This is a genomic window from Pelodictyon clathratiforme, assembly GCF_982375515.1.
The window spans coordinates 2,515,754-2,534,423 of sequence record NZ_OZ455102.1 but is presented as its reverse complement, the minus strand read 5'-3'; the positions used below and the strand labels follow the sequence as shown (position 1 = coordinate 2,534,423).

The window sequence follows — 18,670 nt, the reverse complement described above, 5'->3', positions numbered from 1 at the left end:
AAAAACGTTGCATAAACAACTTTAATCTGAGTTTCAATCCGCTATGCGTGCAATAAGATATGATGCTCGAGCAAGCCCTCGCGACAGTTATCAATGAGCTCGTTTCAATCCGCTATGCGTGCAATAAGATATGATGTATCGTTACCGAAGAGCAGAAAGATGCAATGTTTTTGGCGTTTCAATCCGCTATGCGTGCAATAAGATATGATGAAAACAATTTACTCAAATGGAACAAAAATTATCCAGTTTCAATCCGCTATGCGTGCAATAAGATATGATGTATTATGACTGGCCATTTAATGATCGAGAAATTCGTTTCAATCCGCTATGCGTGCAATAAGATATGATGCTGGCAGGCCTTTCCGGATGCGCTTGTCGATGCGCAGGTTTCAATCCGCTATGCGTGCAATAAGATATGATGTTTATACCGCGCTCAACTCTATAACCCCGTCACCATGGTTTCAATCCGCTATGCGTGCAATAAGATATGATGTTGCTGTTTGATCTGATGAATGAGGTCAAAGCTCTTGTTTCAATCCGCTATGCGTGCAATAAGATATGATGTGCTCAAGATCGTCTATGATCTGGTCGAGAACCAAGTTTCAATCCGCTATGCGTGCAATAAGATATGATGTGCTGGCAATTGCCGGAGCGTTTGTTTTGTTATTTTAGTTTCAATCCGCTATGCGTGCAATAAGATATGATGTCTGAAAACAGTGATCGGGATGTATATGAACCTGCTGTTTCAATCCGCTATGCGTGCAATAAGATATGATGTAGCTATCACAGTAATGGTGGCGGGCAAAAACAAGAAAGTTTCAATCCGCTATGCGTGCAATAAGATATGATGTTTATCAGAGGGACAAGCACCTATGCATATAATAGAGGTTTCAATCCGCTATGCGTGCAATAAGATATGATGATTATTCTGCTTATTCAGCAGATGAAAGTCTGAGTAAGGTTTCAATCCGCTATGCGTGCAATAAGATATGATGAAGACATCACACGTGCCGGTGGCGCTGCTTTTCTGGTATGTTTCAATCCGCTATGCGTGCAATAAGATATGATGTCAGCGTGGAATAGCCCTTTAGAGGTGCTAAAGGATGTTTCAATCCGCTATGCGTGCAATAAGATATGATGGCTAACTATCTTTTCCGGCTCCAGCACTTATTGCATTAGTTTCAATCCGCTATGCGTGCAATAAGATATGATGGGGCCGTTATTGGTAGCTTATCTGTTGCATTCCTTTGTTTCAATCCGCTATGCGTGCAATAAGATATGATGATCAGTGGTTTGAGATCAGTGATGACGAGCTGAAAAGTTTCAATCCGCTATGCGTGCAATAAGATATGATGAGGAAACAAAGAATGTTACACTCTGGCAATCAATGAATAGTTTCAATCCGCTATGCGTGCAATAAGATATGATGTCTACCTCTGGAAAGCTGCGCCGGATAAGGGCTGCTGGCGCAAAAACCGGAGGTTTGGTATTTTTCAGTCATGTCAAGGGACAATGTACTGATTCCTGATTGATCGACAGTCTGCATGTTATCAAATAATTGCGAGTTATGCAATATCCGGAGGATACATTTATCCGCGTATCCCTCTAACCCGATATTGCATAAAACGATAAGGCATTTTTCACTTGCTTTGGCCCTTTTCTGAAATTATCCTCCGGTGTTACCATTCTGACCGCCAGGGTTCATAAACAGCCCTCGTCCCGGCAAGCACTTCGCTGATTTTGACCACCTGCGACTCAATATGCCGCCGGATATTCAGGCTTTTGCCACTTTGCGGGTCGAGCGACTCTGCCCACATTCGCTGTTCAAAGAGTTCCAGAAACTTTTTCCGGGCCTCATCAGTGAGAAAGCATCCCGCCTTGTCCTTACGATAATAAAAATCCTTGTTCCGCAAAACTCCCTTGTTGAGGGTGTAGAGCGTCATGGAGTCGATAATGGTTCTGAACTCTTCGACGAGGTCGTTGATCAGCGCCGGGTTGCCTTTGTCTTCGGCGTGCAGAAAGCCGAGGTAGGGGTTCATTCCCTTCATGCGCACGAGGGAGAAGATGTTGTTGTGCAGCAGGGTATAGCCGAAACTGAGCAGGCTGTTGACCGGGTCGGTTGGCGGACGCCGCACCCTGCGGAATGCACTGGTATAAAAGGGAAGCTCTTTTTTGAAGAGGAGGCCGAAGAGTTCAAAGTAGAGTGCGGCGGCTTTGCCTTCGATCCCCCGGAGCGCCTCCATATTGTCACAGCTTTTGGTATGTTCGGCAAGCGAGGTCATCAGCAAGAGGGACGCATCGAATTTTTCTTTCAGCTCTCCGTTACTTTCCCACGCCATGGCTTTGCGTTTCTGGATCATGGTGCGCGAGTTTCTGATTTTTGCCTCTACAATAGCGCTGGCAATTCCGAGGGCAAAGGGTTCATCGAGTGAGCGGAGGTACTGAAAGCGTTCGAGCGCGGAGTTGTCGGCTGTGGTGGCTTCGAGCCGACCAAAGTAGCTGCCATGTTGCGAAACAAAGGTGATGGGAATGTTGCTTTTCATGCAGTATTGCATAGCCGGTGTGGTGAGCGTGATGTTGCCGAGCACCAGAATCTGCTCTACCCGGCGGACAATGATGTCGTTGAGTTGCTTGCCCTCTTTTTCAACGCTGAACCGTTCACCATCCTTACGCAATATGCTGCCCTGTTCCTGCAGGTAGAGGGTATTGAGCAGCGGGGAGTAGAGTTTGTTGAGCGCTTCGTGCTTCTCTTTTTGCCGCAGGGCATCCTCTTTGGCCGTTTTCTCAAGGAATTTGTCTACATCAATCTGCTGTTTTTCAAGGCTTTGCAGCAGCTTTTCACCAAACTCGGTCTGAAGCAGCGTCTCTTTGGTCACCGTTATGGCGTCGGAGTCACCGGTTTGCAGTTCGTACTCCTCATCATCACTTTCCTCAGGGTGCAGCAGGCTTTTCGGAGCTTTGCGGAGTTTCAGCTTGCCCAGTTTGTCGTACCACTCATCCGGGTGCATTTTGGTGGGCAACACCAGCGAACGGATGAAGAGGTAGCCAAGGTATTTGAACCCCTCCGCAAAGGTGGTGATCCGGGTCTTTTCGTTGTTGAGTTGCAGTTTCAGCTCCGCCAGCGCACTTTCCGAAAGCTGGAGGGCCGCTTCTGCTTTTGGTTTTGACTTGCAAAGAATGAGAAAATCATCGGCAAAGCGCACCAGTTTGAACCCCTCCTGCTCCATGCGCTCATCAAATTTATCCAGATAGAGGTTTGCAAGCATCGGCGAAATGGGGCAGCCCTGCGGCAGGCCGATGGTGTTCTTCACCTTTGGGTTCTGGCCATCAACAATTTCTGCGGTCAGCCATCGCGCAATCAGCGTGAGCAGCTCCTCGTCATCACAGAGTTCACGAAAGCGCTGAAAGAGTAACGGGTGGTCAACGGTATCGAAAAAGCTGCTGATATCGGCATCGACCACCCAGTTATAACCAAGGTTTCGCAGCCTCTCGATTTCACGGGCCGCCGTCATGCGCGACAACCCCGGCCGGTAGGCGAAGGTATTGGCTCCCAGTTCCGACTCCACCAGAGGGGTCAGCACGATCGCCGCTGCGGTTTGCGCAACCCGCTCCATCACCGTAGGAATCAGGAGGGTGCGCAACTTTCCGGTGGGTTTCAGCATGACGAGTTTCAGGAGCGGCTGCGGCTCATAGGTGTTGGTCAAGAGCTGCCTGCCAAGATCGGCAAGATGCTCCTCGATGCGCCACGAATAATCGGTAATTGACTGTTTGTCGTACCCGGCCATTCCGTCGTTCGAAACCACCTTGTTCCAGGCCTGAAAAAGTGTTTCAGGCAAAGCCATCTGATTGTAAAGCCATCCCATAGGTTGCTCCGGGTTAGAGGGGTTGAACCGGCATTGGTAGAAAACGCATTGATGCTGCCGTAGAAGCGATGAATTCGAAGAATTAAAACTTTATTTCTCGATAAATTACGTATTATTTGGCTGGTTTGTAAAAGTAAAGTGGTGCTCTTTGTGATGCAGTTTATTCTTGTAACCTACGATATCGAAAACGACCGGCGACGGACGAAAATCCATAAACTCCTTGAAGGATATGGGTTGGCGGTGCAGTACAGCGTCTTCGAATGCTTTGTCTCTGATGAGGAGTACGCCAAAATGCGCATGCGCCTGCAAAAACTCCTCGACCCCAAACATCCGATCGACTCCGTTCGTTACTACGTGCTCTGCCGGAACTGCGTCGAACGAGTCGATATCGACGGCAACCGCGACTTCGCAGTTGAGAGCCCCTTTATTATTTCATGAATTACCCCCGTCCACCCTCCAACTGAGGGCGTGTTTATGAACGAATTCTTTACGCAAAACAACCTGTTGGTCGTTTTTTGGTTCACGGCAGGCCTTGTCTCGATAATTGAGCTTCTGGAATACCTTGTAACAAAAAACATTCCCTGGCTTTTTCGATTGATGCGGGGTGTGTGGCGTGGCATGGCACGGCGATTCAGCGGGGGGATTTCGGAGGGGACTCGTCAACTGATCATCAATTTTTCCGGTCATCCGGTGCTGCCAGGTCAGCATAAGGATATTGGCAAAATGATGCACTGGCCATCGCCGGAAATAATCAATGTATCGTTGGGTAATGTTGCTGAAGATCACAACTTCGTTTCAACCATCGAAAAGGCAGTTGAAAAAGTAGCCTTGTCGCCGGAAGAGTGGCAATCAACACCCATCGTGGTTATTGCTGCGGGGTACTCTGCCGTCTGGTCGGTAGTGCTTGCGGAACTGCATGGCCGTCTCGGCTATTTCCCCGATGTGGTTCGTCTTCGCCCGGCCTCGACGGTATCCAACGAAAAATTCGAAGTTGCCGAAATCATGAACCTCCGTGAAGTGCGACACAAATCAAGGGATAAACGGTGAAGTCAATATGGACACTTATACAGCAATAGGACTGGTTGCCGATATCATTGGTATCATAGGTGCATTCTCAGCTTTTCAGGCATTGCGACAATTGTTGAAGCAGAAAAAAGAGAAAAAACGGCTGAACCAGATTGTCTCGGTTGTTTTGCAGTGTACCAAAGATAACCGTAAAATTGTTCCGCTCATGGTTGTGCGTCGCAAGGATATAACGAGGGCAGAACTGCAGGGCATTCTCGGCACCATCAAAATGAAGCCTTCGATTACCGGGCGGTACAAACTCGATCACCTGAATACAAAAAAATTCTGGCAGGACATTGAGAGCTTGCAAGCCTCAGATAATGACGATAATGACCAGCTTCTCATTCCCTGCACACCTGAAGAGATTGAACAGTTTGATGTATAGCCGGAAACTTTAGTTCTGATTCCCGTTATTATTTTTGCTGATTTACGATAAATACATTTTTCTGTATTGATAAACGAGAAAAAAACAGTACATATAAAGCGTGTTAATGCTTCGAGTTATTGATTTACCCCCTGATAACGCACGATTCTGTACTCTGACCGACTGAACTCTCGTAACAAAGCTTTGTCGGGTTGCCGGTATAGCTCCCTCCAACGCTCCTGTATGTAGTCGCCTTGCTTTACTGAAGTACACCTTAACGCCATCGTTATGTCAAGTACGCAGTACCTTTTTCTCTTTACCATAGGTTCACCGCAAACATTCATTGCGCAAGCACGAAAGACGCATGACCTGTTTGCTGGCAGCGCGGTTGCTGAAAAAATATGCAGGAATCTCTCTTTGTCCGTATCCAATAACACAAGAATTGCATAAAACCAACTCAGATGGTGCCAACTGGACACAATATTGTAGAACTTGGAATAAAGCTTCTCAAAGAAAAAAAGATTGCTATCAGTGCATTTGCAGAAGCATTTTCACTTGCAGGCGTTACAGCGACGGAGTTGAAACTCGCTCCGCTGAAATCCGTCTTTGGTGGGGATAGATATTTTGAGCCAAAAGAGCTTTCTGCTTTTGATATCAATTATCCCACACTTGATTCTATTGACTATTTCAATAATGTAACGTTAGATGTTATCGGAAATTGTCTTGCTTCACTTGAACGGTTCGGATCCTTTGTCGCAACCGATATCGACAATACTATCCCTGTCTATGATCTTTTTAAGACCGCAGCAGCTATTCAAAATTGCTTAAACAATGAACTAAAGGATAATCCATTTCTGCTTGTAAGTGCCGATTTTTCCGGCATTCAGGATACAGTATACACCATTTCCTCAAAAGGAGCACTCAAGACACTTCGAGCTCGTTCCTTCATGCTTGAGTTGCTCACAGAACACATAGTGTATGAGATTTTACATGCATGTGGTTCAGAGCGGTATGCTATTATCTACTCTGGTGGGGGCGGCTTTAGCCTGTTACTGCCGAACATAGCCGGAAATGTAAAAGCTATTGATGGCTATAGAGAGGTACTTAATAAATGGGCTTTACAGGAATTTTCAGGGAAGTTTTTTATTGCAATGGATGCATTGGTATTCAACGAAGAGAAGCTGAAAGACAAAGGGATTTTTAAAAAGTTAAGACAAGAACAATCTGATAATTTAGATAGGCAGAAATCTCGGAAATTTTTACGCCAACTTGATAAGCTTTTCAAACCTGAGATGCCAGAGCAAGTTAACTTGCAGACTGAGTGCCAGATTACCAGACGGGACGATTTGCCAAATAAAGAAATGCGTGATTTAGGAAGTGGCGAAAAAATGCCGGAGCATAATCCCGATATGACAAAAACCTGGGTTTCAGAAAGCTGTTACAGGCAATATCGTTTGGGTGACAAGCTAATTGGTACAAAGTATGTCTGTCGGAGAAAAATAGCAAAGGACGATAGAAGCGGGTTTGTTCAGCTTCCGACTATGAAATCGACACCAACGAAGCTCTCATTTTGTTATTATGTTGTCAGTTCGAAGTTGATTCACAATTCAGATGCAATTTGGTGCATCAATTCTTGGACAGAACGAGAGAGTTCGAGAACCTTACTGTACTCTAATTATGTCCGAAAGTATGGTGATCTTACTGCCTATACTAAAAAGTTAGGAAATGAATCGCATACAAATGTTGAAGAAAGACAAGCCAAGGATACTGATACAGCGACGTTTGAGGGTTTAGCTGCAAGTTCCTGCGGTGCAGATCTGATTGGTGCATTGCGAATGGATGTCGATAACATGGGTGACTTGTTTCGCAATATTGAAAGCTTTGCCGCGCTTTCAACAAAATCAAGAATGCTGAACCTCTTTTTTAAGGTGTACCTCAATCAAATATGCGCAGGACATTTAGGCAGCAGACTTTCTCCAACTGACATTGTCGGGAAAAATTACACGGAAAAGAATGCAGCCGAAGAAAATAAAGGACGCAATGTCTCAGTGATTTACGCAGGAGGTGACGATCTATTTATTCTCGGTGCATGGGATGAAACAACGGAACTTGCCTTCGATATTCAACGCTGCTTTGCCTTATTCACAGGTGGAATGTTTGATACAACTAAAAAGATCATTAGCGGAGGACAAGGAATATCCGGCGGTCTCACTCTGCACCAGCCAAAATTCCCACTTTACCAAATGGCAATAAAATCAGGTGAGGCAGAAAGTGTTGCAAAACATGCAAAAGTGCAAAAAAACTGCTTCACACCTTTTTTGCTTGCCTTAGATCATGTTGATAAGGGTTATGAATTTTATAACAACCAAACAGTTCGAATCATTGACTGGAACGATCCAACTTTTTTTGGATTACTTGAAAACTTAGTAGTATTAACGGAGAAGCATATAACCGGCAATCAGATTGATACCATCAAACTCGAAGCTGTTTCAAAAGGATTTATTTACAAGCTGTTTGAAGTAGCAAGAGTTTGGGTCGCTGAAGGGACTTTATACTTGCCTCGCTTGCGTTACATATTTTCACGTTTAGAAAAACAATATATAGATAACAAAGATACTCACAAGCAAGCAGGTATTCAAAGCTTGCGAAGTATTTTGTTTTCATCAATTAAGCATGAAAGAGAAAAATCTATTAAGCGTATGACATTGACGCTTAACTGGTTTGAACAACTTCAACGCAATAAGTAAAGAGGATAACAATATGAAAACAATTCAAGAAATTAAGGAAGCAACTTCAAAGTTTAATAGCTCCTTGTACGAAGGATTGACAATTGATGATGCCATTGAGTATGCAAATGTTATTGCAAGAGATCTGCAGAAGGTAAAAACACATCAGTTAAGACGGTTTTTTTCTGCAATAAAAAATATACAAAATAAAGTTGTTGATCTTAAGGATAACGATCTTTTCCCAGCAGGGGAATATGCGGAACTACAAATGCTGAGACCTCAACTTGCAAATGCTGTGGGGCGTTTACACGGATCAGAAAAGATCGCTATGCAAAATTTGTTAGACATTTTACGGCCTGTTATCAAGACTGTAAAAAAGAATAATGATTTTACTCGTTTTGTAAATTTTTTTGAATCAATTATTGCCTATCACAAGGCTTACGCAAAAGAATAAATTTGGAGGATAAATATGTCAAAAGGATTATTTGGGCACATCGTTTTAAAAGGAACCATTATTGCTAAAACCGGTATGCATATCGGAGCAAGTGCAGATACTGTCGAAATAGGTGGTATTGATACCCCTGTTATAAAACATCCTATAACCTTTGAACCCTACATTCCCGGGAGTTCTCTAAAAGGTAAGATGCGATCCCTGATGGAGAAAATTGAGGTAAGTAAAGGCGTTATAACATACAATCGTCTTGTTGTAAAGAATAATAATATATGGCAACATGTCTGTAGCGATAGCGAACATGAAATGTTGATTTCTAACCATAAAACACCGGGAGCAACTAACTGTGACGTATGTCGCCTCTTTGGTTCAACTGGAGAGAATGGAAATAAAAATCATCCTGCAAGAATCTTGGTTCGAGATGCTAAACTGTCAAATCCAAATGATTTAAAGCTAGATGCTTTACTTATCATGGAAGCAAAAATGGAAAATGTTTTAGATAGAGTTCATGCAGCAGCAACACCTCGAACAATTGAGCGTGTTCCAGTCGGAGCAAAGTTTAATTTTGAAATTGTTTATCGTGTTGAAGGTGAAGGATGCGTTACTGGAATAAAAAATAGTGATAAAACAAAAGTTCAGACGGATGTAAAAAATATTTTATTGCTGCTCAGAGCGGTTGAAAGAGAAGGTTTAGGAGGAAATACTTCACGAGGGTATGGTCAAGTTAGTTTTGAGCTAACTGATTTCTTTTACCAAAAAGTGAAAGAAAGTGGTTCAACAACCCAATTTCCCGAAGAAAATGGAGTTATTTTCAAAGGGTTGGAAAAAGTGATAGAACATGTTAACGATAAAGAATTCAAATTGCAAGAGCTATGAAATATCTTGTCGAACTGCAATTTGACCACGCTGTTCATTTTGGGTCATCCATTGCCGGTTTTGGTATTGAAGATGTAGATGAAACGTGTCACTCAGATACTCTCTTTAGTGGTATAATTAACCAGCTTGCTGCGATTGAACACTTAATATCTGATTTTAGCCTCAAAAATTTTCTTCAGGAATTTAATTCACCAACGCCGCCATTTCGAATTTCATCATTCGGAGTTGTAAAAGGTGTGGATTATTTTCTCCCAAAACCTTTAATAGAACCTGATTTTTTTGCTTGTGATTCAAGTGTAAATAAGTATAAAAAAGACTTTAAAAAACTTAAATGGGTTCATTTAGAGGATTTTCATAAATGGCAGAAAAAATCCCTTAGCAGTGATGATATCAAAGGTTATTTCGTTAGTTACGATAATGAACCTCCTCCAAAATCGCCGCCCTTTTCAAAAATACATACAAAAGTGCAACATATACAAGACCGTGAAACAGATGCTACCCAAATATACCATACTGGGCAATTGTTTTATGGTGAAAGAGTTTATCCGTTTTTTTTTGTAGACTTTAACTCGAAATCTCTCTCATGGGAATGGTTTGTTGAGGCGCTGAGGCTTATAGGAATCTCAGGCTTGGGCGGGCGACGTTCAACTGGTTATGGTAAATTCTGCTTACGATACGAACCAATACTGATTGGTGGGGATGAGTCTGCATGGCCTAAAAAAGTTTGTGAAAGTAATCAGCATACCAAAGCTATTACTTTATGGAGCAACGTGCTAAATCATCAAAGTGAAGGTCAATATTTATTTTCTTTGCTTGCACCTAAAGCGTTAAGTGAAAATGATTGTTTCGTATATAATTTAATAATTCGTAAAGGATGGTTTTTTTCTAATTCAAGTTTTTGCCAGATGAAGCGAAAAACAGTTTACATGTTTTCGGAAGGTTCAATATTTTACAGAAATGTTGAAGGTGGATTGATCAATATCTCACCTGATGAACTTCCCGAAAATCATCATGATATTTATCGATATGGACTTCCTTTTACAATACCATTTTCTATTTAATAGCTATGACCTATGAGGATAAGATCGAACGTCGTACAATTCGTCTTACGGCGGTTACTCCTGTTCATATCAAAGGAAAAGATATTGACTATGGACAAGGATTTGTTCGTCGTGACAATTACTCTGCATACGCAATCGATCATATGAGACTAGGTAAATACCTGCTTTCCAAAGGGAAATTCGAGGTATACTTAGAAGAAATAGATGGACTAATCAACCGTCGTAAATTTAAGGATTTTGATTTTCAGAAATTTTTGCAGACACACAATCTCTATAACATTAACAACCCAGAAACACACAGAGAACTGATTGACGCTGGAGTTTTTAAAGCTATTGTCGGATCTACTAATAATAAGCAGTTTGTTAGGGATGGTATGTTACGGGCTTTTATTCCAGGTTCCACTATAAAAGGCTTTATTCGAGTAGCCTGTATTTATGAACATTTTAAGAATAAAGTGTTTTTAAAGTGGGAAGAATTCGAAAATGAAATTCGAGATTATGATAAAAGCTTAATAGATAGTTTTCGTTTTATATCTGTGACTGATAGTAGAGAGTTGGATATCCAAAGTATTAAAGATGAAACTGTTTCTATTGTTTCCCGAAACATTCGCGAAGAAACAGTTCTGCCGAAGACTGAAGAAGGCGAAGGAAGGATAATTGAGTTCGGTAAAATAAAGTTGCAAATTGGCGACACCAGATTCTATGACATAGATGAATCCCTAACTAATAGATTTCGGTTAAAAACCGGTGTTGTTATATCGTCATATAAACTCGATAGTAAAGGAAAAAAAGTTATTGATTTGACCATTAAAGATGAAAATATTTCCAGAGGTCAGTCGGATTTAGTAAAGATTGTTGCTTTGAATTTTAAGAGCGATGAAGATCTTGAGTGCTTCAACGGAGAAACGGAATTTGACATTATCTTAAACAAGAACCCAGCGAATACCCCATTTAAAAGTATAGAAAACCTAATTCATGTGCTTGATTCATTTTCCAAAAATATATGGGATTTGGAAACAAAATATTTGTCACAAATAACAGAAAATGCTAATAACATAGAAAAAATAAAAAAGTTTTACGACGGAAAACGAATAGCAAATGCTCGTATTGGATTTGGAACAGGGCTTATTAGTAAAACTCCAGATGGAATTTTAGAAGAGACTGTCTTAACTGAACTAGTTAATGCTCTTTTTCAACCAATGAAACCCATGCCTCATACACGCCCAAAAAGTCGTAAAGTGATCTCTTCAAGCAGTGAAGCAGTACTGCCGCTTGGATGGATAAAGCTGGACATAAAACCATGAAAAGAAAAGATATTCAAGACGTAGTTTATGCCTCGCAGGCATTTACAAGTTATAAAAGTGCAAGTGATCAAAAAAAGGAAGAGTATTACTTTTCTCATAATTTGAAGTGCGAATGTAACGGTGAGAAAATCGATCCTGACAGCCTCTTTTCTTATTCTGTAAGTGCATTAAAAATAAAGCAAGCATTGGATAGTTTGTGTGACCTAAAATACGACTTGCATATTCTACTTGTTGGGACGGTACTCCAGCCACTTATGCTTTCTATTTCTGCTATGAATGCAGATAATATTATACTCCTTTACGCTTCAGACGGCACTGGACAAAAAAAAGATGTTCTAGCGGAATATATATTTGCATATACTTCAAAAAAAGTTGAGTGTGAAGCTGTTAATAGTTCAGAGCCACATACTGTTTTTACAGCTATAAAAGGGATTTATGATGCTGAGGAGTGGAAAGGAAAGAAGATATGTATTGATATTACAGGTGGGAAAAAATCGATGGTTGGAGGCGGGTTTTTAGCATCGTCAATACTTGGAATTGATACGTTCTATATTGACTTTGAGAAATATGAAAATGGCAAACCTGTTCTTTGCACTGAGTTCCTCAATAAACTTGACAATCCCTATGATATTTTTAGTATACAGCTATTAAATCAAGCAAAAGAACTTTTTAGATATCATAATTACCAAGCGGCATATTGTATTTATTTGAACATTGAGAATAAGCTATCTCCTTGTGGATTAGATAAACCAGAAAAGCTAGATCTTGATTTAGAAAGATCAAGAGTTAAGAGAATGAAGCATGTTTCAGAGTGTTATATGTATTGGGATCGCTATGCTTATAATGCTGCGATTAGTTGCTCTGAATTCATTCCGGAATATCAGAAATCGCATTTGAAAAATTTACAAGAATTCGACGAAATACCGAATAAAAAAAGCAGATATGCATCTGTTTTCTTTTATGATTATATATTGGATAGGTATTTGTCGGCTGTAAGAAGAGGGGCTTATGTTGTTAATAACGATCCAAGTGGTTATCATGATGCAGTTTTGCGTTATTACCAATGTGTTGAAATGTTGTTGGATGCATATATTACAAAACATCAAAAGTATGCCTTTTACGACCCTGATGTGGATAAATATCCGTCAAAAGATATAAGGAGATTGTGTTTTAGTGGATATTTAGAAAAAAAAATCGATCAAAAAATGGTACGGTATGAACTATCCAAAAAAATAGAATTACCTTTGTTAAATGATAAAATTGCGAATTTAAATCTATGGAGAGACGGTTTTGTTCATGATAAACCAGGTGTCCAGAATTCGAACATAATGAAAGCTCAAGCTTTAGTTAAACAATTGATTGAAATAATTTTTGAAAAGAATGAATCTTTCAAAAATGACTTGATTCAATATGCTTTTTGTACATCATTTAATGATGACGGTTCTCTTAGAAAAGATCATACAGGTTTTGTTGATTAATAATATTTAGAAATGCGCATAACCCTCGAACTCTCCCACCGCAAGCGTACGGTCACGCTTCCAATAAACAACAGCCATCTCATCTCCTCCCTGATCTACAACATCGTCGATAAAAGCTCAAGCGAGTATGCCGAACGGTTGCATGATCAGGGATACCGGCTTCAGAACAGGGCGTTCAAGCTCTTTACCTTTTCGCCGCTCTATCCGGGCAATCGGCACAAGTGGGTGATGCATGAGAACGGGACGATGAGTACCGCTGACGCGTTGCTGCATGTTACGATCTCTTCTCCGAAGGAGGAGTTTGTCGAGCATCTGGTGATTGGTTTGTTGCAGGAGCCCTATGTCTGGGTCGGCAATGAACGGTTTCGGGTAGAGACGGTGCGAAAGCTTGATCAGCCGGAGTTGAGTGATGATATGGAGTTTGTGATGCTTTCACCTCTGGTTTGCACCACAAAGGGGGAGGCTGATCACTATCCGCAGTATTTGTATCCCGGTGATCCGGAGTTTGAACGGGTGCTGCTTGAAAATCTTTGCCGGAAGTATCAGGTGCTGCATGGGCGGTCGTTTGTGTGCGAGAGCGGGCAGTTTGGTTTTGCTATTGATGAGGCTTATGTGGAGCGGATGCAGGGGAAGGTTCAGAAGCTGATTACGCTGAAGGAGGGGCGTTCTGATGAGACGAAGATCAAGGGGACGCTTGCACCGTTCAGGCTGAGGGCTCCACGGGAGCTGATGGAGGTTGGGTATGCGTGCGGTTTTGGCGAAAAGAACTCGATGGGTTTTGGAATGGTGAAGGTTGATGAAGCTTGAGTGGTTACGCGCTTACTTTCAGCATTGGCTGCACATGGCGCTTTGGTTTGTGCAGAGACAAGTCGTGAGTTGCTTGAAGGTTAAGCCAGAACTCGGGTGATGTGTTGAACGCCCCGGCAAGAAGCCAAGCAGTATTTGGTGACACCCCTCTCTTACCACAGACGATCTCGTTGATTCGTTGCACCGGGATGCCGATATGCGCCGAGAGCGCTTTCTGGGAGAGACCCAGAGGCTCGATAAACTCTTTCAGTAATATAATTCCGGGATGTGTTGCCACTCTGTTTGAGGGTATCATGTTATTTTTTTGCAGAAACTGGTTAGTGGTAATCAATGATCTGAACTTCATGTGCTCCGGAATCCTGCCATCTGAAGACAATTCGCCACTGATCATTGATTCGAATGCTGTGGAAACCTGCAAAATCACCCTTCAATGCTTCCAGTCGATTCCCTGGAGGAGTTTCAAAAAGTTAATGGATTCCCGTTATTCATGCAAGCGGATATCAGGAAGAACCTGAGATAGTAGAAAGAATCCTGAAATCAGGCTGAGGGCTCCCCGTGAGCTGATGGAGGTTGGGTATGCGTGCGGTTTTGGCGAAAAGAACTCGATGGGTTTTGGAATGGTAAAGCCGTATTTTAGGCTTCATGGAGAAGAGGAGGAGCTGATGGAGTCGGTTCAATAATATTTTTCAATTTTTTTGCCATTACCATGAAGAGAGTACTTGTGGCCGGTTCGACCGGTTATCTTGGTCGTTATGCAGTGCAGGAGTTCAAAAATCGTGGCTATTGGGTGCGTGCCCTGGTGCGTAACCCTGACAAGGTCGCCCAACCCGGCCCTTATTTCGCGCCGGCTATCAAGGATCTGGTTGACGAGGTTATCGTGGGTGATGCCACGAAACCGGAAACCATTGCTGCGGCATGTGATGGTATCGATGTTGTTTTTTCGTCGCTTGGGATGATCAAGCCTGATTTTGTCCATACTATCTTTGAGGTGGATTATCAGGCGAACATGAATCTTCTGGATGTGGCGCTGAAGGCGAAGGTGAAGAAGTTTGTCTATGTCTCGGTTTTTGATGCGCATCGGATGATGAATATTCCGAATGTGCAGGCTCATGAGAAGTTTGTCAGGGAGTTGAAGGCTGCGAATATTGAGTCGGCCATTATTCGTCCGACTGGCTACTATTCGGAGATCGGGCAGTTTGTTGCGCGGGCACGCAAAGGGTTCATGCTGATGGTGGGGGATGGTTACCAGCGTTCGAATCCCATTCACGGCGCTGACCTTGCAAAGGTGTGCGTTGATGCGGTCGATGGAACGGCAAAAGAGGTTTCCGTGGGCGGGCCTGAAGTGTTCACCTATCTCGAAATGGTTGATCTCGCTATGGAAATTGCCCAGACCAAACCTATTGTTTTTCCGCTTCCACTCTGGGCGGCTGACGGGCTGGTTGCGGCTGTTGGTCTCTTCAATCGCGATGTGCATGATGTGGCGCTCTTTGCAACGACACTCAGCCGGGTGGACTTTATCGCTCCGCTCTATGGCACGCATCGGTTGCGTGATTTCTTCATGCAGTGTGGGGTGATGGGAAGCTGAGCTGAAAGGGGAATTGCAGAATATAGAGGCAAACAACGCAATCAATTTGTGCTGTCACGGTGACTGATAAGTCGTTTGCACAAACAAAATATTTCTGATATACTACGCTTTTTCTATAGGCAAACGAATAATGGAATGGAACCCATGAGCGCCCGATTACCCCGAAAATTGATCACCTTTGACTGGGCAATGAAGCGGTTGTTGCGCAGCAAAGCCAACTTTGAGATACTTGAAGGTTTTTTAAGCGAGCTGTTGGGCGAAGATATTTTCATCCTTGAAATTCTGGAGAGTGAAAGCAATAAGGAGAGTAGACGCGACAAATACAACCGTGTTGATCTCAAGGTAAAAAACTGCAAGGGCGAGCTTATCATTATCGAAGTGCAGTTTGAACGGGAACTTGATTATCTGCAACGGATGCTTTACGGCACATCGCGAGTTATCACCGAGCATCAGAAAGAGAGCCAGGCCTATGCAACCCTGGTGAAGGTTATCTCGGTCAACATCCTTTACTTTGATTTTGGCCACGGCAGTGATTACATCTATCATGGTACCACAACCTTCACAGGAATCCATGACCATGACAAACTGGAACTTGATATCCGGCAACAGAAGCAGTACGGCAAGATTCAGATAAACAATATTTACCCGGAATACTACCTGATAAGGATCAACAACTTTAACCGTATTGCAACAACATCGCTTGACGAATGGATCTATTTTCTCAAGAACGAAGATATTAAGGATGAGTTCAAGGCAAAAGGGATCCAGAAAGCAAAAAAGTCTTTTTCCCTCCTGAGTTTGACCGAAAAAGAGCAGTTGGCTTATGCTCGTTACCAGGATGACCTGCGGTATGAGGCCAGTCTGGTAGAGTCAAACTATGGACTTGGTCGTATGGAAGGGAAGGAAGAAGGTATTGAGATAGGAATTGAACAGGGGATTGAGAAAGGGAAACTTGAAGTTGCCAACCGATTGGTGGAGAAGGGAATGAGCGCTGAAGAAGCCGCAGCGGTTGCCGGGATACCAGTAGAGTTGCTACGCAATTGAAGAATAAATATTATCTCTCAGTTCACTTTATACTCCGGTACGCGTGTCGTCAAGCCGTGAGCCATAGAGCCAGACGAGCGCACCCTCTCCCGCCACGGCGCAGCAGGTGGTGTTGATTTGTTCTGTTGTCAGGCGCATGATGCTTTGTTCTCGTATGGTGACGGCGGTGTTTCGTTGGTGCACGCCACGGCGTACCCTTATGGGCTGTTCTCAATAAAGATAAAAGATTTTTTGCATTCAGTACCAAAGCCGCTGCAAAGAGTATCTCTCTCGATGACTGTTGTTGAAGAGATGAATCGCTATCTGTTTTGATCGTAAGTACACGTAGTCAACAACGTCCCCAAAGATTCTAAAGATTGGTTAGCTCAGCTTGTAGCCGGGGCCGCCGCCGCCTTCGGGTGTTGTCCAGGTGATGATGGCGTAGGGGTCGGCTACTTCGCAGGTTTTGCAGTGGAGGCAGTTGGAGGGGTTGAGCCTGAGCGCCGGGAGGGGTTCGGTGGTGATTTCGTAGACGGCTGCGGGGCAGAAGTGCTGGCAGGGGTTGCCGAACTCTACAAGGCACTTTTTGAGGCAGATTTCTGCGATATCTTCGGGTTTGATATGGAGGTGGCAGGGCTGGTTCTCTTCGTGCATGACACCGGAGTGGTAGAGGCTCCTCTCTTTGCTGAATGTCCGGATGCCGTCTGCCCTGAATTCCGGGATTGCGGAATTGGCGTTCTCTCTTTTTTTCATGCCGGGGACCGGAATGGGTTCGAGGCCTGGCAGGCTTGTCTGGTTTTTTTTCAGATTGAGGCCGGGAAAGCTGAGCTGGAGGCCTGCCTGAAGGAGTCCGGGGTAGAGCCCTTTGTCGAAGGCTGTCCGGTAGTTCCGGGCGGCGTGCAGCTCTTCGTATGCCCATGAGCTTTTGAACCGCTCCTCATAATGGTTGAGTCGTTCGGTGGAGAAATCGTTGTGCAGCAGCGCTTCGAAGAGGGTTTCGGCGGCAAGGAGACCGGATTTCATGGCGAGGTGTATTCCTTTGTGGCGCTGCATGTTCACCATTCCGGCCGATTCGCCGGTGATGAGAAAGCCGGGGCCGCTGAGCGGTGGCATGGCATCGAGGCCGCCGGAGCTGATGGTTCTTGCACCCGCCTCAACCATGGTTCCAAATTTGAGGATGTTGGCCATCAGCGGATGGAGTTTGAAGCGCTGCAGGTTGAGGTGGGGGTCGCATATCGGCGATTCAGGCCCCACCGAGGAGATGCATCCGACGGAGACGAGTGTTGGAGAGAAGGCGTAGAGCCAGCCGCCACCGTAGACGTCCGACTCAAAAGGGAAGCCGAAGGTGTGGTGTACCTCTCCTGCTATGACCCGCCCTTCGGGTATTTGCCAGGTCTCTTTTACTCCGGTTTCGTAGCGCTGCGGAAGGCTGCCGGTCGGAAAGTGTGCAGAGAGCTGGCGGAAGAGTGAGCCGTCGGAGCCTTCGCCGATAACGGTGACCTTGCTTTTGAGCAGCAGACCGGGTTCATAGCCGGGCTTCTGATTGCTTTTTTTATCGAGTCCCTTGTCGTCGGTAATGATGCCGGCAAGCCTGCCGTTTTCGATAAAGGGGGCTGAAGCTGCGGTGTTGTCGAAGAGTTGGATTTCCTCCTCTTCGGCTTTTTCCGCCATCCATGCGCCGAGGCGGCTGAGCGAGACGAGCAGGGCTCCTTTGTTGCTGAACCGTTCGGGAACAAAGGGGACGGGGAATTTTCTCTTGCTTTGCAGCAGCCAGAGGCTCTCCTTTGAGACGGTGGCTTCAATCGGGCAGCCCTGCTCCCGGTAGTCTGGCATAAATTCTTCGAGGGCTTTCGGGTCAAGCAGGGCGCCGGAGAGCAGGTGAGCGCCTGGGTAGCGTCCCTTGTCGATGAGCGCTATGGTGGCTTCGAGAGGGTTTGCCGATTGGCGGTTGTGCTGCCTGATCAGCCGCTGGAGCTGGATGGCTGATGCAAGGTTTGCCGGACCGGCGCCGACGAAAACGATGTCAAATTCGATGGATTCTCGTTCTTGTTGCATAGGGCAAACTGG

The 18,670-nt window shown here is 44.1% G+C and carries 19 protein-coding genes and 1 CRISPR repeat array (1 of these 20 only partly in view); of the genes, 14 read left to right on the top strand and 5 right to left on the bottom strand.

Features of this window, described 5'->3' with window-relative positions; genetic code table 11:
* A CRISPR array of direct repeats spans window positions 1–1,429; the repeat unit is 35 nt; unit sequence GTTTCAATCCGCTATGCGTGCAATAAGATATGATG; it reaches 615 nt to the left of the window's first position.
* A gap of 250 nt (window positions 1,430–1,679) precedes the next feature.
* Entirely contained in the window at window positions 1,680–3,863 is a 2,184-nt protein-coding gene (gene cas1 / locus AC56AD_RS12420) for a CRISPR-associated endonuclease Cas1 (protein WP_012509117.1), read from the bottom strand.
* A 153-nt stretch (window positions 3,864–4,016) separates the two neighbouring features.
* Here cas1 and cas2 point away from each other — a divergent pair, with 153 nt between their 5' ends.
* The 11 genes from cas2 to cas6 all read left to right on the top strand — a co-directional run bounded on the left by cas2 (window position 4,017) and on the right by cas6 (window position 13,995).
* Entirely contained in the window at window positions 4,017–4,301 is a 285-nt protein-coding gene (cas2, locus tag AC56AD_RS12415) for a CRISPR-associated endonuclease Cas2 (RefSeq protein ID WP_012509116.1), read from the top strand.
* 36 nt (window positions 4,302–4,337) lie between these two features.
* Window positions 4,338–4,910, top strand: coding sequence for a CRISPR-associated protein Csx15 (gene csx15, locus AC56AD_RS12410; protein WP_012509115.1), 573 nt, complete (start codon window positions 4,338–4,340; stop codon window positions 4,908–4,910).
* A 7-nt stretch (window positions 4,911–4,917) separates the two neighbouring features.
* Window positions 4,918–5,313 carry a hypothetical protein gene (locus tag AC56AD_RS12405; RefSeq protein WP_012509114.1) on the top strand — a complete coding sequence of 132 codons (396 nt, stop codon included), beginning with the start codon at window positions 4,918–4,920 and terminating at the stop codon, window positions 5,311–5,313.
* Window positions 5,314–5,580: 267 nt separating this feature from the next.
* Window positions 5,581–5,742 (top strand): type III-B CRISPR-associated protein Cas10/Cmr2, encoded by a 162-nt coding sequence (locus AC56AD_RS12400; protein WP_083765335.1) that lies wholly within the window; start codon window positions 5,581–5,583, stop codon window positions 5,740–5,742.
* Between the two features lie 11 nt (window positions 5,743–5,753).
* Window positions 5,754–8,039 (top strand): type III-A CRISPR-associated protein Cas10/Csm1, encoded by a 2,286-nt coding sequence (gene cas10 / locus AC56AD_RS12395; RefSeq protein ID WP_012509113.1) that lies wholly within the window; start codon window positions 5,754–5,756, stop codon window positions 8,037–8,039.
* A gap of 13 nt (window positions 8,040–8,052) precedes the next feature.
* Entirely contained in the window at window positions 8,053–8,472 is a 420-nt protein-coding gene (gene csm2 / locus AC56AD_RS12390; protein WP_012509112.1) for a type III-A CRISPR-associated protein Csm2, read from the top strand.
* Window positions 8,473–8,487: 15 nt separating this feature from the next.
* On the top strand, window positions 8,488–9,345 hold the full coding sequence (csm3, locus tag AC56AD_RS12385) for a type III-A CRISPR-associated RAMP protein Csm3 (protein WP_012509111.1): 858 nt from the start codon (window positions 8,488–8,490) through the stop codon (window positions 9,343–9,345).
* A complete protein-coding gene (gene csm4 / locus AC56AD_RS12380) occupies window positions 9,342–10,406 on the top strand; it encodes a type III-A CRISPR-associated RAMP protein Csm4 (protein ID WP_012509110.1) in 1,065 nt (354 codons plus the stop codon). Before csm3 ends, csm4 begins: the two co-directional genes overlap by 4 nt.
* Window positions 10,407–10,411: 5 nt before the next feature.
* Window positions 10,412–11,710: a type III-A CRISPR-associated RAMP protein Csm5 gene (csm5, locus tag AC56AD_RS12375; RefSeq protein ID WP_012509109.1), complete on the top strand. Its 1,299-nt coding sequence runs from the start codon at window positions 10,412–10,414 to the stop codon at window positions 11,708–11,710.
* A complete protein-coding gene (locus tag AC56AD_RS12370; RefSeq protein ID WP_012509108.1) occupies window positions 11,683–13,188 on the top strand; it encodes a hypothetical protein in 1,506 nt (501 codons plus the stop codon). Before csm5 ends, AC56AD_RS12370 begins: the two co-directional genes overlap by 28 nt.
* A gap of 12 nt (window positions 13,189–13,200) precedes the next feature.
* Entirely contained in the window at window positions 13,201–13,995 is a 795-nt protein-coding gene (gene cas6 / locus AC56AD_RS12365) for a CRISPR-associated endoribonuclease Cas6 (protein ID WP_012509107.1), read from the top strand.
* A 4-nt stretch (window positions 13,996–13,999) separates the two neighbouring features.
* Here cas6 and AC56AD_RS12360 read toward each other — a convergent pair whose 3' ends face one another.
* A complete protein-coding gene (locus AC56AD_RS12360) occupies window positions 14,000–14,341 on the bottom strand; it encodes a HigA family addiction module antitoxin (protein WP_481859563.1) in 342 nt (113 codons plus the stop codon).
* Window positions 14,313–14,426 carry a type II toxin-antitoxin system RelE/ParE family toxin gene (locus AC56AD_RS12355; RefSeq protein WP_263053211.1) on the bottom strand — a complete coding sequence of 38 codons (114 nt, stop codon included), beginning with the start codon at window positions 14,424–14,426 and terminating at the stop codon, window positions 14,313–14,315. Before AC56AD_RS12355 ends, AC56AD_RS12360 begins: the two co-directional genes overlap by 29 nt.
* 132 nt (window positions 14,427–14,558) lie before the next feature.
* Between AC56AD_RS12355 and AC56AD_RS12350 the strand changes: the two genes are divergently transcribed.
* The 3 genes from AC56AD_RS12350 to AC56AD_RS12340 all read left to right on the top strand — a co-directional run bounded on the left by AC56AD_RS12350 (window position 14,559) and on the right by AC56AD_RS12340 (window position 16,624).
* Window positions 14,559–14,675 (top strand): CRISPR-associated endoribonuclease Cas6, encoded by a 117-nt coding sequence (locus tag AC56AD_RS12350; protein WP_083765333.1) that lies wholly within the window; start codon window positions 14,559–14,561, stop codon window positions 14,673–14,675.
* 26 nt (window positions 14,676–14,701) lie between these two features.
* A complete protein-coding gene (locus AC56AD_RS12345) occupies window positions 14,702–15,580 on the top strand; it encodes an SDR family oxidoreductase (RefSeq protein ID WP_012509105.1) in 879 nt (292 codons plus the stop codon).
* A 144-nt stretch (window positions 15,581–15,724) separates the two neighbouring features.
* Window positions 15,725–16,624: an Rpn family recombination-promoting nuclease/putative transposase gene (locus tag AC56AD_RS12340; RefSeq protein ID WP_012509104.1), complete on the top strand. Its 900-nt coding sequence runs from the start codon at window positions 15,725–15,727 to the stop codon at window positions 16,622–16,624.
* 27 nt (window positions 16,625–16,651) lie between these two features.
* On the opposite strand, the gene AC56AD_RS12335 is transcribed toward AC56AD_RS12340, so the two are convergent.
* Window positions 16,652–16,807 carry a hypothetical protein gene (locus AC56AD_RS12335; protein ID WP_190273998.1) on the bottom strand — a complete coding sequence of 52 codons (156 nt, stop codon included), beginning with the start codon at window positions 16,805–16,807 and terminating at the stop codon, window positions 16,652–16,654.
* 177 nt (window positions 16,808–16,984) lie between these two features.
* A complete protein-coding gene (locus AC56AD_RS12330; RefSeq protein ID WP_012509103.1) occupies window positions 16,985–18,658 on the bottom strand; it encodes an electron transfer flavoprotein-ubiquinone oxidoreductase in 1,674 nt (557 codons plus the stop codon).
* Between the last annotated feature and the right edge of the window lie 12 nt (window positions 18,659–18,670).

What these genes read in the sequence shown, in the direction of transcription:
- cas1 (WP_012509117.1), bottom strand. Translation starts at nt 3,863, where the DNA reads ATGGGATGGCTTTACAATCAGATGGCTTTGCCTGAAACACTTTTTCAG.
- cas2 (WP_012509116.1), top strand. Translation starts at nt 4,017, where the DNA reads ATGCAGTTTATTCTTGTAACCTACGATATCGAAAACGACCGGCGACGG.
- csx15 (WP_012509115.1), top strand. Translation starts at nt 4,338, where the DNA reads ATGAACGAATTCTTTACGCAAAACAACCTGTTGGTCGTTTTTTGGTTC.
- AC56AD_RS12405 (WP_012509114.1), top strand. Translation starts at nt 4,918, where the DNA reads ATGGACACTTATACAGCAATAGGACTGGTTGCCGATATCATTGGTATC.
- AC56AD_RS12400 (WP_083765335.1), top strand. Translation starts at nt 5,581, where the DNA reads ATGTCAAGTACGCAGTACCTTTTTCTCTTTACCATAGGTTCACCGCAA.
- cas10 (WP_012509113.1), top strand. Translation starts at nt 5,754, where the DNA reads ATGGTGCCAACTGGACACAATATTGTAGAACTTGGAATAAAGCTTCTC.
- csm2 (WP_012509112.1), top strand. Translation starts at nt 8,053, where the DNA reads ATGAAAACAATTCAAGAAATTAAGGAAGCAACTTCAAAGTTTAATAGC.
- csm3 (WP_012509111.1), top strand. Translation starts at nt 8,488, where the DNA reads ATGTCAAAAGGATTATTTGGGCACATCGTTTTAAAAGGAACCATTATT.
- csm4 (WP_012509110.1), top strand. Translation starts at nt 9,342, where the DNA reads ATGAAATATCTTGTCGAACTGCAATTTGACCACGCTGTTCATTTTGGG.
- csm5 (WP_012509109.1), top strand. Translation starts at nt 10,412, where the DNA reads ATGACCTATGAGGATAAGATCGAACGTCGTACAATTCGTCTTACGGCG.
- AC56AD_RS12370 (WP_012509108.1), top strand. Translation starts at nt 11,683, where the DNA reads ATGGATAAAGCTGGACATAAAACCATGAAAAGAAAAGATATTCAAGAC.
- cas6 (WP_012509107.1), top strand. Translation starts at nt 13,201, where the DNA reads ATGCGCATAACCCTCGAACTCTCCCACCGCAAGCGTACGGTCACGCTT.
- AC56AD_RS12360 (WP_481859563.1), bottom strand. Translation starts at nt 14,341, where the DNA reads ATGAAGTTCAGATCATTGATTACCACTAACCAGTTTCTGCAAAAAAAT.
- AC56AD_RS12350 (WP_083765333.1), top strand. Translation starts at nt 14,559, where the DNA reads ATGGAGGTTGGGTATGCGTGCGGTTTTGGCGAAAAGAACTCGATGGGT.
- AC56AD_RS12345 (WP_012509105.1), top strand. Translation starts at nt 14,702, where the DNA reads ATGAAGAGAGTACTTGTGGCCGGTTCGACCGGTTATCTTGGTCGTTAT.
- AC56AD_RS12340 (WP_012509104.1), top strand. Translation starts at nt 15,725, where the DNA reads ATGAGCGCCCGATTACCCCGAAAATTGATCACCTTTGACTGGGCAATG.
- AC56AD_RS12330 (WP_012509103.1), bottom strand. Translation starts at nt 18,658, where the DNA reads ATGCAACAAGAACGAGAATCCATCGAATTTGACATCGTTTTCGTCGGC.